Genomic DNA, 16053 nt, shown 5'->3' on the forward strand with positions numbered 1-16053 from the left:
TACTATTTCTCTTTATTATCATCTGCAGGTCGCAACAAATTGAACAAATTGGTTTTCGTTAACTCTTCCATATCACTCAGGGCCACTTCGAGGGCCCTGGTGCTAAGGAAGATCTCCAGCAGCGATAACACCAGCGAAACCACAAATGAAATAATGCTTAAAGCAAAGATGATATAAGCCGCCGCATTCCAGTTTTTAAAGATGCAGAACATACACACCACACAAAAGATAAAACTTACCACCCCGAATAACTGCATCGATTTTATAAGCCTGATACGATCGCGCAGGTTCTGGATCTGATGTACTATGTTCTTTTGCCGGGTGTCGGATTGGTATTTATCGTACAGCGACCTGATGAGCGTAGCTATGGCAAGGAACCGGTTGGTATAAGCCAGCATCAACAGGGAGATGGCCGGGAACAATAAAGCCGGCGTGGTTATAGACAGATCCATAAAATCGATATTTTGAATTTGGTTGATCAGGATTTACAAGCCAGGAACATTCAATTGTGTAGTGAATATAATAAGTATTCCAAAATAAAAGTCCTCCGAAGTGTCGGAGGACTTTATCATTTATGTACATGGGTTAGTAAGTAATTATCTTAAACGTTAAAGTACAAAATTTATTATAATTAAGAAAATTCAATCTTTACTGGCCGAGACCGGCAATGTGCAATTATGCCTGAGACCTTAGCGCCTGTATTCTTGTATTCTGTATTCCACTATCACATTATCACATTAGCTAATTATCACATTGTTCCTGCTACTTTTTCAGCAAAACTGTGAATAACGACCCCTTTCCAACTTCGCTTTCACAGGTTATTCTTCCGTTTATTTCTTCAACGATCCTTTTTACGATCGAAAGGCCTAAACCATTGGAGGCTTCGCCATCGGTAGGGCGTGAAGACAACTTGCTATACTTCGAGAACAGATAAGGCAGTTCTTCTTTGTCGATGCCTACCCCTTCATCACGCACCCTGATGCAAATACCATCCTGCTCTTCGCTTATGTGCAACCATACGTTTTTGCCCCGGGGAGTGTACTTAATAGCATTCGATAACAGGTTCTCACAAATACGGCTTACCAGGTACCGGTCGCTTAAGATAAATAATTTTTTACCGCTGGTTTCGGTGTGCAGGGCAATTTTCTTCCGTTCGGCCATCGGCCTGAAGTTATCGGCCATTTCTTCTGTAAATGCCCGCAGGTCGAATTTTTCCAGTTGCATTTTATGATTACCGATATCGGCGCGCTCTACATCGAGGATCTGCCTTATCAGCCGCTCACCATATGCACCCGCCTGTAAAATACGGTTCATGGCCTTTTGCTGTTCTTCCGTAAGGTTAGCGTCGTTTTGCAATACCTGCCCCCAGATCTGAATGGTAGCGAACGGCGTGTTCAGATCGTGTGATACGATACTTATAAGCGAGTTCTTTTCAAAATTCAGCTCCGATAACTTTTCGTTCTGCTGTATTATAAGATCGTTGGTTGCTTTCAACCGCCGGTGCGCATTTCGTTTAATTACAAAACCGATGGCTATCAGCAGTCCGATAATGCCAAGTGCTGCGGCCACCAGAGTGAGCTCTCTCGAACGAAGGGTTTCCTTTTCGATCTTTTCCTGCAGCAGTTTATTTTCCGCTTCGCGTTCGCTTGCATGAAAACGTTCCTGCAGTGCGGCAATGGTTTTATAGGTGTCGCTATGCAGGATAGCCGTATCGAGCGAATACCATTTTTTTATGTACGCGTAGGCTTTGCTGTAGTTGCCGCGGTACTCGGCCAGTTTTGCCAGTATGGAATAACTATCGGCCTCCTTGCTTTTTGATTCCAGCCGTTCGGCCAGTTTCATCGCACCTTCTGCATAAATCGTTGCCGAATCGAACTGTTTCTTTTCTATAAATACATCGGCGAGGTTTAGTTTGGCCACCCAAAGCGCACTCAGGTCGCTGTCGTTGTTATGCCTTACCAGGTTCTGGCGAAAATACGGAAGGGCTTCCTCATACTTTTTTTCCTTGAAATATAAATTACCCAGGTTGTTATAGGTGCTTGATAAACTAATGCGCCCCTGCCGTTCAAGCGGCTGGCCCAACTGCACCGCCTTCTCCAGTAAAAGATGTGAGCTGTCGTATTGTTTCAGTTGCGTATAAATAACGGCGAGGTTATTATAGGTATTGATAAGAGAAGGAATTTTGCCGTCCGACTCGGTCATGCGGGCGCATTGTAAATAGAACTGTTTGGCCTTTTCGGGTTCCCTGATAGAGAAATAAGCAATGGCCAGATCGCTCAATGCAGCAAGTTCATACTCCTGCGCCCTGATATTACGGGCTGCCTGCAATGATTGCAGGTAATATTCGATAGCCTTTTCATAGTTATTGCTCAGGTCTTCATAAATGCCTTTCAGCCGTAACGATAAAACGCTGCCGCGATTATACTTCAATAAGTCAGCTTCTTTGGAAATGTAGTCGGCATAGTAACGAATGGAGTCGATCTTGTCCTCAGAGAAATCGAGACAACGATCGTACAATCTTTTCAAATGAGTTGTATCGACCTGTTGTGCAAATGAATGTACGCATATAATCAAAGCCCCTAAAAGCAGATAGTATTTCAACGGTAATGCCGAATTGTACTACCAAATTAAGAGTTTTTACTTATTAATCAAGTAACTGGGTACTTTTGTAGTTATATAAAACGGATATAATGAATAAATGTATGAAAGACAGTGTAATACTATTTCTCTTGTCATAGTCCGGTACCCAGGCTTTGCAACAGGGAGCGGCGCCGGTTTTGTTTTCCCGGTTAACCATTCAATGAACCAGCAAAAAAAGGAGTGTAATATTATTCAATAAGCCTGTTCTTTAAAGCAAACTTCACCAACCCTACTGTATTGTTCACACCCAGTTTGGCGATCAGGTTTTTGCGATGGGTTTCAACCGTACTTACGCTAAGGAAAAGTTTTTTGGCAATTTCAGAATTACTGTATTCTTTACAAATAAGCGTTAGCACTTCTATTTCCCTTTTCGACAAAATTTCATCGACCTTCTTATCTTCTATGGTAACCGTATTCCTGAAATCCTGGTTGGTATCAAGGATGTTGATTTCCTTACTAAAGTATTTATTGCCTTCAGATACTGTTTCCAAAGCTTTGGTAAGCTCGGCGATATTGGTGTTCTTCAACAGGTAACCCTGTATATCATATTTGAGCAGCTTGTGAATATAGCGGGTGCCCCGCATGATCGTAAGGTAAAGTATCTTCAGCGCCGGTTGTATTTCGCGGATCTTCAACAGCAACTCTTCTTCACCGATGTCTGGAAGGTGTACATCGAGCAGAAGGATATCAATGTCTTTGTTTGGCAACTGGCTCAACAGGCTTTCGCCGGTGAATGCGGAACCTATTACCTCAATACCCGGTTGTTTGTTCAACAACAGAACCAGGCCTTCAAGGTATAATTCATGGTCATCTGTAATAAATACCTTCAGCATATTCAAAATTATAGATCGGTTAGTTTGTAGGATTAATGGTTATTGTACCGATCCAAAGCAAATTAAAACTATTTAATGCATGCTGCAAAAAACAGAGCTGCCCGATCATTGAAAATTCCTTTTTGCGCAAAGGTTATGGGCTGCATATGCTGCCGGTTACTTACAGTCGTTCGCTTTAGCAGGCTTTAGCACAACATTGAAACTACGGTGAAAGCGGGCGCACATAAAAAAAGCTCCCCGACAGAAGTCAGGGAGCTCCCAATTATACGGATTAAATTTTCTACGTCATCGCGTTTTCAGCATGGGCCGTACCTGTTGAACGGTGCCGTTTTGAAAACGGGCATAATAAACGCCCAACGGAAGCCCATACCCATCGAAGGTTACAGTATAGGTACCGGATGTGTATACTTTGTCGGTAACGGTTTTTATCACTCTTCCCATGGTGTCTAACACCTGAACCAGTGTATGTCCGCCGCCTGTTTTGAAGGTTATCGACGTTCTTTCAACAAACGGGTTCGGATAGTTAATGACCAGTTGTTCGCCATCGTTCCTGTTCACATCATCGAGGCCGGTAGCGCCGCAGGCTGCATTCACACACAATGGAATGTTCGGGAAGTCTTTTAACATAACGGTCTGCAAATCGCCATCTTTTACACAGAACCATTGCCTTAACAAAGAAGCATAAATGCTTCTGAAATCGTATTGATAAGGTACGTTACCATTGCCGCCTCCACCGGAAGGAATGTCTGGATTGGTACCGATAATACCACCGCGAACATTCTTTCCGAATACGAACACCGGTGCAGCTGCACCATGGTCGGTACCAAAACTTCCATTTGATTTAATACGACGGCCAAACTCCGAAAAGGTCATACCAACTACACGGTCATCAACACCCAGCCCTTTCAGGTCGTCCATAAAACATTTGATGGCATCCGATACACGCGCCATCAGCCTGGCGTGTGTACCTACCGAAGTGTCAGCCGCTTCGGCCTGGCTTGAATGGGTATCGAAACCACCCGTACCAACCATATAGATGCGGGTCTTTAACCCGCCCTTAACCAGCCTTGCTACAATACGCAATTGTTGCGCGAGGTCGTTATTACCCGGGTAGGAACCCTGTGAGGTAACTTTTGCAGCCGCTGCCCTTATTACGTTTGAATACTGCTCCGTTTGCCCCATGATCATGCGAATGTAGGTCAGTTCCTTTGCCCAGGGCGTATTTGGTAAAGGGTCGGTTACATTATCGAGGAAGTCGTAAAAACTATTGGGGTCGCTGATGGTCATACCCATCGGGAACGACGGTCCCTGCAATGCCAGCGAGGCTACCGAACCGATCTGAATTGCCAGGGGATCGGGCATTTGCGCTGTAGGGTACCCGTTGGGAAAGTTCGGGAACTCATTGTTCAGGTACCGGCCAATCCAGCCGCTGTTTACCACCTGGTCAGAATCGGAAGCCGACATCCAGATATCCGTGGCCCTGAAGTGAGAGAAGTTGGGTGAAGGATACCCAACCGCCTGTATAATGGTTAATTTGTCTTCGTTATAAAGGTTCTGCAAACCGGTCATACTGGGGTGCAAACCTGTTTTGGCAGTGCCTTTGAGTGGAAGGATCTTATTTTGTTTGATGGCAATATTTGCCCGGGCGTTATAATAATTGGAATATGTTTCAATAGGTATTACCATGTTCAGGCCGTCGTTACCGCCGTTCAGTTGAATGAGCACCAGTACCTTGTCGGTATCGGTGGCGGTACCCATAAGGGCCTGTACCAGTGGTGATGCATTTGTAAAGGCCTTAACGGAAAAACCATTCAATAATGCGGGCAACGTTACAGATGCAGGTAATGTTTGTTTGAAGAAGTCTCTGCGCTTCATAAGATCGGTTTGATTGTTAAGCTAAATGATACTCGGCAAGGCCAGTTAAATAACTGTATAGTGGTTGCAAACGGTTGTATACTGTCTGGTAGGCAGCCATATCTGACGGGGTGCCAACATGGGCATTCCAGTAATTGGTCCAGTAAATATCATCCGTTTGTCCGTAAAGCAGGGTATCTGCTTTGAGTTTCGCCTTACGTGCGTCTGATAACGGCACCCTGTACAAAATATCCACCGCATCGTTGATCAATGCATTTGGATCCATTGGATTGGGCAGCAGCCTTGTAAACGCAACCGGATCTATGATCAACGTTGTATTGTTGCGCATATAGCCGGTAGTCATCAGCTGTTCAATTAACCTATGGCGCTTTATAATGGTATCGTGGTTGATCCACATTTCATAGTACGCTGGTAACTGGTGGTAAGCAGGCCATCCCGATACGCTCGGCGGATCGCAAATGTTCTGCTGCATCAGTTCCGACTGGTTGCGCAGGTAATCCCACATATCGTATTGAGCGGCATAATTCGATGCATCGGGAAATGCCACATCGAACTCCCTTACCATGCCTACAATCATTTCGAGAGGACTTTTGATCAAACATCCCTGGCTAAGCACATCGAAGAAATGTTCGCTTTTCAGCAGGGTTGCCAGCACCGGTTTTATTTCCCAGCCGCCATCGCGGAACTGCTGGGCCAGGGGCTTTATAACGTTGGTGAGTGTATCGGGTTCAATAGTGTAATAAACAAACCATGTGTACAGTCTTTTTACAATGAATTCAGAAACCTCAACCTGCTTTGCAAAGATCATGTTCAACAGATCATCGAGCTCAGCTTCGCCGCCGGTAGCATCGCTGCGGCCGGCTATTACGGTTCCGTTATAGAAAGAAGAGAATGTTTTACTGTTCTTGTCATGCGCTTCAGGCCTGAAGAATACCGATTCATCATCGGGTTTTATACGCCAGCCGGTCAATACCCGGGCTGCTGCCACCACATCATCTTCCGTGTAGTTGGGATTGTTTTCCTTTCCCAATGTAAACAGCTCCTGTAACTCACGGGCGTAGTTCTCATCAGGCGCGGTATAAGTATTCAGGTACCCATTGAGGTAACGCAGCATAGCCACGTTGAGGGTCATGTCCTTTACCAGTGTTTTGAAATTGCCGACCGCGCTTTGCGTCAACAGCACGTTGTATTTATAACCATAGGTAGCGGTTTCATACATCGACAATTCGGTTGTAAAATGATTATGCCAGAACAGCACCATCTTTTCGCGAATGCTTCTGTCCTGGTTGATCATGTTACCGATCCACCATGCTTTCAGTGAACCTGCCCTTTTGCTGTTGGCTGTACCATCAGTAGATACCGTATTCACCCAGGTAGATCCCTGCGCTACCGTTGTATCGGGATCGGCGGCATCGATGTCGGTATTGTCGTAATTTTTTAAAGGAGGTGCGGGCAAACCGGTTGGTACGTTCAACAATTCATCAACCGCCGCTGAAGGTGACATTGCAAGAAAATGATTGATGTCTGCTACTTTCGCCCCGAACATGGTACGTTTAAGTAAGTGCGCTACTTCCTTTCTTGTCCAGGCGCCGGTGTAAGGTGCTAAGCCGGAATAAATTTGACGCAAGCCTGCATAGGGCATTGGAGAAGGAGCCTTCGATCTCCTTTTCAGCGTGAAGAATTCTCTTCTATCCATAAGGTTGATTTTGGTGGATTGCTTCATATGGTCGGCCTTTTGACTACATGATGACAATCCAATTATGGCTGTGCTTGAACAAAAATGTTGCCACTTGATGATTTGGGGATAAGTGACGTACATTTTCATATAACGCTAGTACAAGTACGAACATAAAAAAAGCTGCCTCTCAATGAGAAGCAGCTTTCTATATAGTAACTATTTTTACTAATTAATATTTTCTATAATTCCTGCAATCCCCTGTCCGCCGCCAACACATGCCGTAACAATACCATACTTCTTATTAAGGCGCTTCATATCATGAGTAATTTGTATAGTTAGCTTACAACCGGTACAACCTAAAGGATGACCCAATGCAATAGCCCCACCGTTTATATTTACTATTTCAGGATTTATTCCTAACGTACGGATAACCGCTAAGGCCTGTGATGCAAACGCCTCGTTCAATTCAACCAGGTCTATCTGGCCGAGGCTCATCGATGCCTGCTTCAATACTTTTGGAACCGCTTCAACCGGACCAATACCCATAACACGGGGATGCACGCCCGCAGAAGCACAGGCAACCAATCGGGCAATAGGTTTCAAACCCAGCTCGTTCACCATTCTTTCACTCATTACAATTACGAAGGCGGCGCCATCGCTCGTTTGTGATGAGTTACCCGCGGTTACCGTTCCATTGGCGGCAAATACGGGCTTCAGTTTATTCAGCACTTCTATGCTGGTGTCTTTGCGCGGGCCTTCATCGGTATCAACCACAAAACTGCGGGTCTTCTTTTTATTCTTTTCATCGAGGTAAACCTCTTCAACCGTAACGGGCAAAATGCCGTTCTTGAAATAACCGTTTGTAATGGCGTTGATGGCTTTCTGATGCGATTGGTAAGAAAATACATCCTGATCTTCGCGGCTTACATTATACTCTTTGGCAACTGCTTCGGCAGTTAAACCCATACTTAAGTAATAGTCGGGTTCGTCTTTGGCAATGGAATAAGCCGGTACGGTTTTCCAGCCTGCCGTGGGCACCAGGCTCATGCTTTCAGTACCACCGGCAATGATACATTCGGCCATACCGCTGCGGATCTTGGCGGTAGCAATGGCGATGGTTTCGAGGCCCGATGCACAATACCGGTTCACGGTAGCGCCCGGCGTATCGAAACCAATGGCGCGGGCAGCGATGATCCTGCCAACCTGCAAACCCTGTTCGGCTTCGGGAACGGCATTTCCTACAAGCACATCGTCGACCCGCTTAGGGTCGAGCTGCGGAACAGAAGCCATCAGTCCTTTGATCACATCAACGGCCAGGTCATCGGGCCGGTAAAATCTGAATCCACCTCTTTTGGCTTTGCCAACCGCAGTGCGGTAACCAGCTACTATATACGCTTCCATATATAAAGTTTAATAATTAGCTAATTTGATAATTCGATAATTTGATAATGAAATACAGTTTGTTGTTCCCGGCGCCGGTACACCTCCCCTGCTGCTGTTGCGTCGCACGCTTCATCGTTCCGCGCCCTGCTCATCAATCCACTAGTTGTTTATGCAACCTTCTATCTCAAAGATAAGGATTGGCAGCAGGAAAACCAAAATGCACTGCGCTCCACAGCGCCCGGTTGAAAGTCAGGATTTCACTTGCAAATGCGCTTTAATTTGTTAAATTTTGCCTCGCATAGTAACTTACTTAATCCTGTACTTTTCAATCAATTATAATGTTTATCAAGAAGCTCCCCGGCATCTTTTTGTCACTGCTGTTTTTGCTATCCGTATCAGTATGCTTCGCAAACGACGGCGCTTTTAGAACAGCGGGCAATCAGTTAATTCCGATGTATGAAACGGATATTACCGTTAAAAAAGAGATCCTTACCATCAACAGATCAGGTTCGGGCAAGGCGTCAATTACCGTTTATTATGAATTCTTCAATCCTAAAGCAACTAAAGAACTGGAAGTAGGTTTTGAGGCGGTATCACCTTATGGCGATGTCACTGTTCAACCCGTGAACGGCCAACATCCATACATTACGAAGTTCACTGTAAATATGAATGAAGAAGCAATTCCATTTAAGGTGGCAATCGTTAGCGACAGCCTGTATTACCGTAACGGAAAATTCAAATCAAAAACACTTGCGCAGGCCTTAAAGGAAAGCGACGAAAATGATGTAGTCGATTTTTTTTATGTGTATCATTTCAAGGCGCTATTCAGGCCCGGAATAAATATCATAAAACATACGTATACTGTCGATCTTTCCACCTCCGTTATTGAGCACTATACACTGAAATATATACTTACAGCTGCGGGGCGATGGGCAAACCGCCAGATTGATGATTTCACCTTACAGATAAATATGGGTGGGCTGCAGGATATCTGGATAACGAATACTTTCTTTTCCAATATTTCTGAATGGCAGTTGCCGGAAACGGTAAAAGGAATTCACTTAAAAAAGAATAAGAAGGATAAGGGGATAACCGATACTTCGCAATTTGTTGTACGCAACGGAACGTTGACATTTCAAAAGCTGAATTTCAAACCCGTAGGGGAGCTTTATATAGAATCATACACAAACTGGTTTTATTATGGTTTTCAGGATGAGAAAATGAGAGATGATTATTTTAACTGCAAACGCGACCGTTTGCCGTTTTCCATTGAGGACCAGGATTACATAAAGAAGCCTTCTGATGAGCTGTCAAAAAGGATCTTGAAAAACCTGCCCTTTGCCAGGCGGGGCTATATCTTTAAATCGCCTGAATTACAGTCTTATTTTGAAAGGCAACGCTGGTATAAAAAAGACGAAACCTATCAACCCGTACTTGCCGGCTTAACCCAAAAAGAACAGGCCTGGCTAAACAGGCTGTGAACCGGGAACTGAGAACTGAGAACTGTGAACTATGAACTGTGAACTGGGAACTATGAACTATGAACAGTGAACAGAGAACTGTGAACTGGGAACTATGAATTATCTTCGCACCGAATTATGTATAACTTACTTCGCCGCCTGTTGTTTTGCTTTCCGACCGAACCGGTCCATTATTTTTCAATGAACATGATGAAAATGGGCTGTTCCTCGGGGTTCATCCGCAAAAGCATTTCCGCCCAATTCACCCCCAACAAAGGAGAATTGTCAAAAGAACTCTTTGGCCTCAGGTTTAAAAACCCGGTAGGATTGGCAGCCGGTTTCGACAAAAACGCCCTGTACCTTACCGAGCTGGAAGCCCTGGGTTTTGGCTTTGTTGAAATTGGCACCGTAACGCCCAAACCCCAGGCCGGTAATGACAAACCACGCCTGTTCCGCTTACCTAAGGACAAAGCGCTTATCAATCGCATGGGTTTTAACAATGACGGGGTGAATGTAGTAGTACAACGGTTGAAAGATTGGAAAGACAAACAGTTGGCAATGGGCAAAGGCTCCCCTTCTACCCCCGGTCACCCGCGCCTCATCATTGGTGGTAACATTGGGAAGAACAAGGTCACTCCTAACGAAGACGCCTGGAAAGATTACGAGATCTGCTTCCGCGCACTGTTCGATTGTGTTGATTACTTTGTGGTGAACGTAAGCTCGCCCAACACCCCCGGCCTGCGCGAATTACAGGAAAAAGATTCGCTGCGGAAGATCCTTTCGCATTTACAAACCATCAACCAGCAGGAAAGCGGCCCCGAAAGTGACCGCAAACCCAAACCGATCTTATTAAAGATAGCGCCCGACCTCACACCGCAGCAAATTGACGATGTGATCGACCTGGCCATGGAAATAAAACTCGATGGACTGGTTGCTTCCAACACTACCATCAGCCGCGAACAGCTGCACACCACCGGGCAGGAACTGGAAGCCATTGGCGCGGGTGGCTTAAGCGGCGCACCCGTTCGCCGGCGCTCTACCGAAATAGTAAAATACATTCATCAAAAAACAAAGGGCCAGTTACCCGTTATTGCTTCCGGCGGTATTTTCACTGCTGCCGATGCTAAAGAAAAACTCGCCGCCGGCGCTGCCCTGGTACAGGTATGGACGGGTTTTGTTTATGAAGGGCCATCGATTGTAAAGAACATTTGCAACGGGCTGTCCTGACCGTACTTAATAAAAACTTCTTTCCGGTTGAAACATTCGGGCATCAGCTCCTACTAATAGGATACTTTGGTGCAAACCTCAGGCACAGCCTCGCCTAAGACTATATACGGTATATTAAACCGCTATATATGGCAATCTTACCGGTTCAACCCGAAAAAGTATTAGCATTACTCTTTACGTTGGCCGACCGCCGTAACCTGTTTTATGCGGGTTTTCGCATTGACAATTGCTAATTGCCAAATGGCCCGGCCGCCTTATTTTTGCCCATCATTTTTATTACCCAACCATCATGCAAGAACTATTTACTTTAGATGCACTTGTCAGTTTACTGACCCTTACCGTACTTGAAGTCGTGTTAGGTATCGACAACGTTATCTTCGTGTCTATATTAATGGGCCGCCTTGATAAAAAGCAACAACTGAAAGCCCGCCGCATCTGGATGATTGCCGGTATTGCCGTGCGTATCTGTTTACTGATGGGTATTGGCTGGCTGGTAAAAAATGGTAATTCGGAACTGTTTGGTTTCAATTTCAATGATCAGCACTTTGCCTTTACCCTGCGTAACCTCATCATGCTTGCCGGTGGTTTGTTCCTGTTATATAAAACAGTTAAAGAAATTCACCATAAGCTGGAAGGGGAAGATGAAAAGTATGAGAGCAACCCCCGGAAAATGTCTTTTGGCGCGGTGATGGCCCAGATCATTGTTATCGATATGGTGTTCTCGTTCGACAGTATCATTACTGCCGTTGGCCTGGCCCGTATCGTTAAGATCATGATCATTGCCGTGATCATAGCCATGGTCATCATGTTCTTTTTCTCTGATAAGATCGCCGATTTCATACACAAACATCCTACCCTCAAAATGCTGGCCCTGGCCTTCCTGTTGATGGTTGGTTTCAGCCTGTTCTTTGAAGGTCTTGAACCTGTTCACGGAAGCCATATTCAGAAGGGTTATATTTATTTCGCCATGGCCTTCTCGTTTGGCGTTGAAATGCTGAACATGTATATGCGTAAAAAGGCAAGAGGAAAAGCGGTTGAGCTGTACGAACCAATCGTAAAGAAAGAAGAACAAAATACTGTCTAAATACCGTTTGTTGTTTGTGGTTTGTTGTTTGTGGTTTGTTGTTTGTGGTTTGTGGTTGTTCGTTTTACAGCTTTTAATTACTGGCGTACCGCATTGCAAGCTGTATAAACGCCTGAAGGCTGCTGCAATCAAAGAACCACAAACAACAAACCATAAACTATAAGCTTAAGATTACCGCTGCTGCCATGCCTGCAGTTTCACTGCGCAGCCTCGTTTCGCCCAACGATACCGGAATAAAATAATGGTCAGTGGCAAAACTTATTTCCTCGTTGGTAAAATCACCTTCCGGCCCAATTAAAATGATCTGCGAGGGAAGCGATGCATTTACCATTTCAGCCAGGCTTTGTTTCGAACCGGGCACGCAATGGGCTATAAATTTTTGGGTGGTATCTATTACATCTTCCTGTTTCAGCAGTTGCCCAAACCCAACGGGCTGGTGCAATACGGGCAGCCATGCCTGTTGTGACTGCAACATGGCGCTTACCAGAATATTCTGCATCCGGTCGAACCGGAAATGTTGTTTTTCGGTTCTGTCGCACAGGAGCGGAATGATCTCAGTAATGCCCAGTTCCGTTGCTTTTTCAAGGAACCATTCGAAGCGGCTGTTGTTTTTCAGCAATGAGATAGCGATACTGGTTTTGCGCCCTTTTCTTTGGGTAAATTCCCCGTTCAGCACGGTTACCCGGCATCGCTTTTTATGATCGTCTATAATAGAAGTAAGCAGCAGGGTGCCTTTTCCATCGGTCAAATGAAGTTGTTGGCCTTTTTTCATGCGCAGCACATTCACCACATGCTTCGAGGTATCTTCATCCAGTTCTATCTCTGGCTGGCCGGTAACATTATCCGAAATATAAAACCGTGGCAGATTCATTCTTTGTTCTTTGATGCAAAATAATACATCCATGCATTTTATATACCACATGGCAGGTAAAACAAAAAAGTCCCGACTGTATCGTCAGAACTTTCAGGATTAATTTTACAACCTTGATCGAATTAGAAGGATATTATACGCTAAAACGATGAACGCAAAACGCTCTCCCCGCTCTTCATAATGTTCCAGATTATTCTGGAAAAACGCTTTTCAGAATACAGCGTTGAGCGTTAAGCGTTCGGCCTTTAGCGTTAAAACGGGGCTTCATCATCGTCCCCGAACGGCATATCGTTCATCTTACTGCCGGCCTGTATATATAGCTTGGCGCCATCATCGCCACCCGCGCCGGCGCCACTTCCACCGCCGCCATCGGGCACCGGTTTCCAGTTGCCGCCGCCCATACCCAAACCACTGAAATCATCTTCTTCAAACTCAACAAACTTCTGAATATGCAGTTGCGCTTTCAGCCTGATGGTTTCCAGCGAACCGTTACGGTGTTTGGCTATACGTACGTGGGTTTCCCCTTTATTGCTTTCTCCCATTTCATTGGAAGTGATATCATAATACTCGGGGCGGTAAATGAACATTACCATGTCGGCATCCTGCTCAATGGCACCCGATTCACGAAGGTCACTCAACTGCGGCATCTTGTTACCATCTTTACGCGTTTCAACCGCACGGCTTAACTGCGACAGGGCAATAATGGGAGTCATCAACTCCTTGGCCAGCATTTTCAGGTTACGTGAAATGGTACTGATCTCCTGCTCACGGTTGGTGTTTTTGCCGTTACCCGCGCCGCTCATCAGCTGTAAGTAGTCGATGATGATAAGGCCGATGTTGTGTTTGGTTTTCAAACGGCGGCATTTCGCACGCAGCTCAAAAACGTTCAGGGCCGCGGTATCGTCGATAAATATGGGCGCCTGCGCCAGCCGTTGAATACCCTTTGCATACAACTGCTTCATTTCATAATCTTCCATCTTACCACGCGAGATCTTCTCGAGCCAAACCTCACTTTCGGCGCTCAGGATACGGGTAACCAGCTGCGCCGAGCTCATTTCAAGGCTGAAGAATACGATGGGGGTTGGCCGTGTACTGCTCAATGCGGCATTACGCGCAAGATTAAGGGCGAACGCCGTTTTACCCACGGCAGGCCGCGCAGCCAAAATGATCAGATCCGAATTCTGCCATCCGTAGGTCACTTTATCGAGTGAAGGAAAACCACTTGGCACCCCGGTAATATCTTCGGTACGGTGCCGCATATCCTCGATACGTTGTACGGTTTGCACCAGTACGGTATCGATACTGTCGTAGTTCTTCTTCATGTGGTTATTGGTGATCTCGAACAGCTTTGCCTCAGCTTCATCGAGCAGGTCGAACACATCGGCGCTGTCTTCATACGCGTCACCAATAATTTCACCACTGATACGGATAAGCTCGCGTTGAATGAATTTCTGTAAAATGATCTTTGAGTGCGCTTCTATATTGGCAGAAGAAACAACTGAATTCGTTAAACGGGTTACGTAATAGGGGCCTCCCACCATTTCCAGTTCCTCTTTGCTGCGCAATTCTTCCACCACCGTTAAAATATCGATGGGCTGGCTTTTTTGCTGCAAACTTTGCATGGAACGGTAAATACGCTGGTGGGCGTCTACATAAAAACACTCGGGTTTTAAGATCTCTACAACCACGTCGAAAGCTGATTTCTCAAGCATCACGGCGCCAAGTACCGCTTCTTCCAGGTCTTTTGCCTGGGGCGGAACTTTTCCGTACACCATGGTGCTCAGGTCGATAGAACTGCCGCGGCGACGTTGTTTTCGGTCTTTGCTGTTCAGATTTGTTAAATCCATCGTTAACGGTCTACAAAAATTTAACCATTGGTTTGATAAAGTTTGTTACAATCAGGATCTCTCAAGGTGCTGAAGTGCTATGGTGCGTGGTGTCACTTCGGAATTAATACTTCAACCAATGACGCTTAGGGTTAGTATTAGTCAGGAAAAGGTTTGTTATGCGAATATTACTCCACTGTTAAGGCAATGTTACCTTCATAAAGTCAGGACGGCGAATATATACCCCTCACCAACCCGGAAAAAAAAATTGTGTTTCTATATTTAACCACAACAATCCACAGTGGAACTCACAAAAATACCACACTTATCCACAGAATCAAGCATATATATTCACAATTTACAAAAGTTTGCCACCCTTGTTCAAACGAAATTCACACACCATGTTCATAAGAAATATACCCCGAATATTTGGTTGGCATAGCGGGAAAATAAGATGCAGGCCGGATGGGATTTTCCGCAATTTGCTTAGTGAAAACGCTTACCAGCACAGCATTTTCTATATACCCAACGGCTGTAACGGCCTGTGATCGGTTGTTTCAGCAGCGTGGCAGGCCCCAAGTCGGCCCTCCGCCCACTTTCCAGGCGCCTACCCAAACCTGTGGCACAAAAATGGCGTATATCCGGTACAGGGTTCCGGAAGATAAATCGTCAAAAGAAATACGTAGCTAAATAAAAAGATGTTAAACGAATTTTAAAATTACCCGGAGAACCGTAAATTAGATTCTTTAATTTCAATTCCGACCATGCGCGTATACCAGTTGCGGCATTATGAAGTAATGATGCCTGAAGAAAACAGTAAAGAAGCACAGCACCTGCTGTACTACGAAAGGCTTTGTTACGACCTCCTTACCGCCCATGCCATCAGCTTTTCGCACGCCGTGGAAGTGGTTAAGTTGAAAAACGGCCGTATTGAACAACGCCCCGGCCGCATCCACCGCATTTTAAGCGCCGCCGAAATTCCCCCGTTCTGTTTTGTCGTTTGTAAGAATTGACCTTCCCCCCGCTGCTTACAATTGCCGGTTTCCGTTTCCCCCCTGACCGGAACTGTACTATTTCCCCCCCTCTTATCTGAGAACTATGAACTATGAACTATGAACTATGAACTGAGAACTGTGAACTATGAACTATGAACTGTGAACTAAGAACTGAGAACTT

Annotated in this window: 12 protein-coding genes; 4 read left to right on the plus strand and 8 right to left on the minus strand. The window is 45.4% G+C overall.

The window, feature by feature from the left end:
• Window positions 1–2: 2 nt before the first annotated feature.
• From A4R26_RS19345 to A4R26_RS19370, 6 genes are all read right to left on the minus strand, one after another.
• On the minus strand, window positions 3–452 hold the full coding sequence (locus tag A4R26_RS19345) for a DUF2721 domain-containing protein (protein ID WP_081166797.1): 450 nt from the start codon (window positions 450–452) through the stop codon (window positions 3–5).
• A 310-nt stretch (window positions 453–762) separates the two neighbouring features.
• Entirely contained in the window at window positions 763–2526 is a 1764-nt protein-coding gene (locus tag A4R26_RS19350; RefSeq protein ID WP_165760337.1) for a tetratricopeptide repeat-containing sensor histidine kinase, read from the minus strand.
• A 302-nt stretch (window positions 2527–2828) separates the two neighbouring features.
• A complete protein-coding gene (locus tag A4R26_RS19355; RefSeq protein WP_081166804.1) occupies window positions 2829–3473 on the minus strand; it encodes a response regulator transcription factor in 645 nt (214 codons plus the stop codon).
• Between the two features lie 285 nt (window positions 3474–3758).
• Window positions 3759–5348, minus strand: a complete 1590-nt coding sequence (locus tag A4R26_RS19360) for a DUF1501 domain-containing protein (protein ID WP_081166807.1) — start codon at window positions 5346–5348, stop codon at window positions 3759–3761.
• Between the two features lie 16 nt (window positions 5349–5364).
• On the minus strand, window positions 5365–7044 hold the full coding sequence (locus A4R26_RS19365) for a DUF1800 domain-containing protein (RefSeq protein WP_165760338.1): 1680 nt from the start codon (window positions 7042–7044) through the stop codon (window positions 5365–5367).
• A 207-nt stretch (window positions 7045–7251) separates the two neighbouring features.
• Window positions 7252–8427: a thiolase family protein gene (locus A4R26_RS19370; RefSeq protein WP_081166814.1), complete on the minus strand. Its 1176-nt coding sequence runs from the start codon at window positions 8425–8427 to the stop codon at window positions 7252–7254.
• A 320-nt stretch (window positions 8428–8747) separates the two neighbouring features.
• On the opposite strand from A4R26_RS19370, the gene A4R26_RS19375 reads away from it, so the two are divergent.
• The 3 genes from A4R26_RS19375 to A4R26_RS19385 all read left to right on the plus strand — a co-directional run bounded on the left by A4R26_RS19375 (window position 8748) and on the right by A4R26_RS19385 (window position 12180).
• Window positions 8748–9890: a YARHG domain-containing protein gene (locus A4R26_RS19375; protein ID WP_081166817.1), complete on the plus strand. Its 1143-nt coding sequence runs from the start codon at window positions 8748–8750 to the stop codon at window positions 9888–9890.
• A 117-nt stretch (window positions 9891–10007) separates the two neighbouring features.
• Complete coding sequence (locus tag A4R26_RS19380) at window positions 10008–11096, plus strand: quinone-dependent dihydroorotate dehydrogenase (protein ID WP_081166820.1); 1089 nt, start codon at window positions 10008–10010, stop codon at window positions 11094–11096.
• 289 nt (window positions 11097–11385) lie between these two features.
• The gene (locus tag A4R26_RS19385; RefSeq protein WP_107685866.1) at window positions 11386–12180 is read left to right on the plus strand and encodes a TerC family protein; all 795 of its coding nucleotides are present in this window, start codon (window positions 11386–11388) and stop codon (window positions 12178–12180) included.
• 157 nt (window positions 12181–12337) lie between these two features.
• Here the strand turns inward: A4R26_RS19385 and A4R26_RS19390 are convergent, their stop codons facing one another.
• A complete protein-coding gene (locus tag A4R26_RS19390) occupies window positions 12338–13051 on the minus strand; it encodes an RsmE family RNA methyltransferase (RefSeq protein ID WP_081166933.1) in 714 nt (237 codons plus the stop codon).
• A 251-nt stretch (window positions 13052–13302) separates the two neighbouring features.
• Entirely contained in the window at window positions 13303–14898 is a 1596-nt protein-coding gene (dnaB, locus tag A4R26_RS19395; RefSeq protein WP_081166828.1) for a replicative DNA helicase, read from the minus strand.
• A gap of 743 nt (window positions 14899–15641) precedes the next feature.
• Between dnaB and A4R26_RS19400 the strand changes: the two genes are divergently transcribed.
• Window positions 15642–15890, plus strand: a complete 249-nt coding sequence (locus A4R26_RS19400; protein WP_081166831.1) for a hypothetical protein — start codon at window positions 15642–15644, stop codon at window positions 15888–15890.
• Window positions 15891–16053: the final 163 nt, after the last annotated feature.

The sequence above is a fragment of the Niastella populi genome, from assembly GCF_002078015.1.
Taxonomy (GTDB): Bacteria; Bacteroidota; Bacteroidia; order Chitinophagales; family Chitinophagaceae; genus Niastella; species Niastella populi.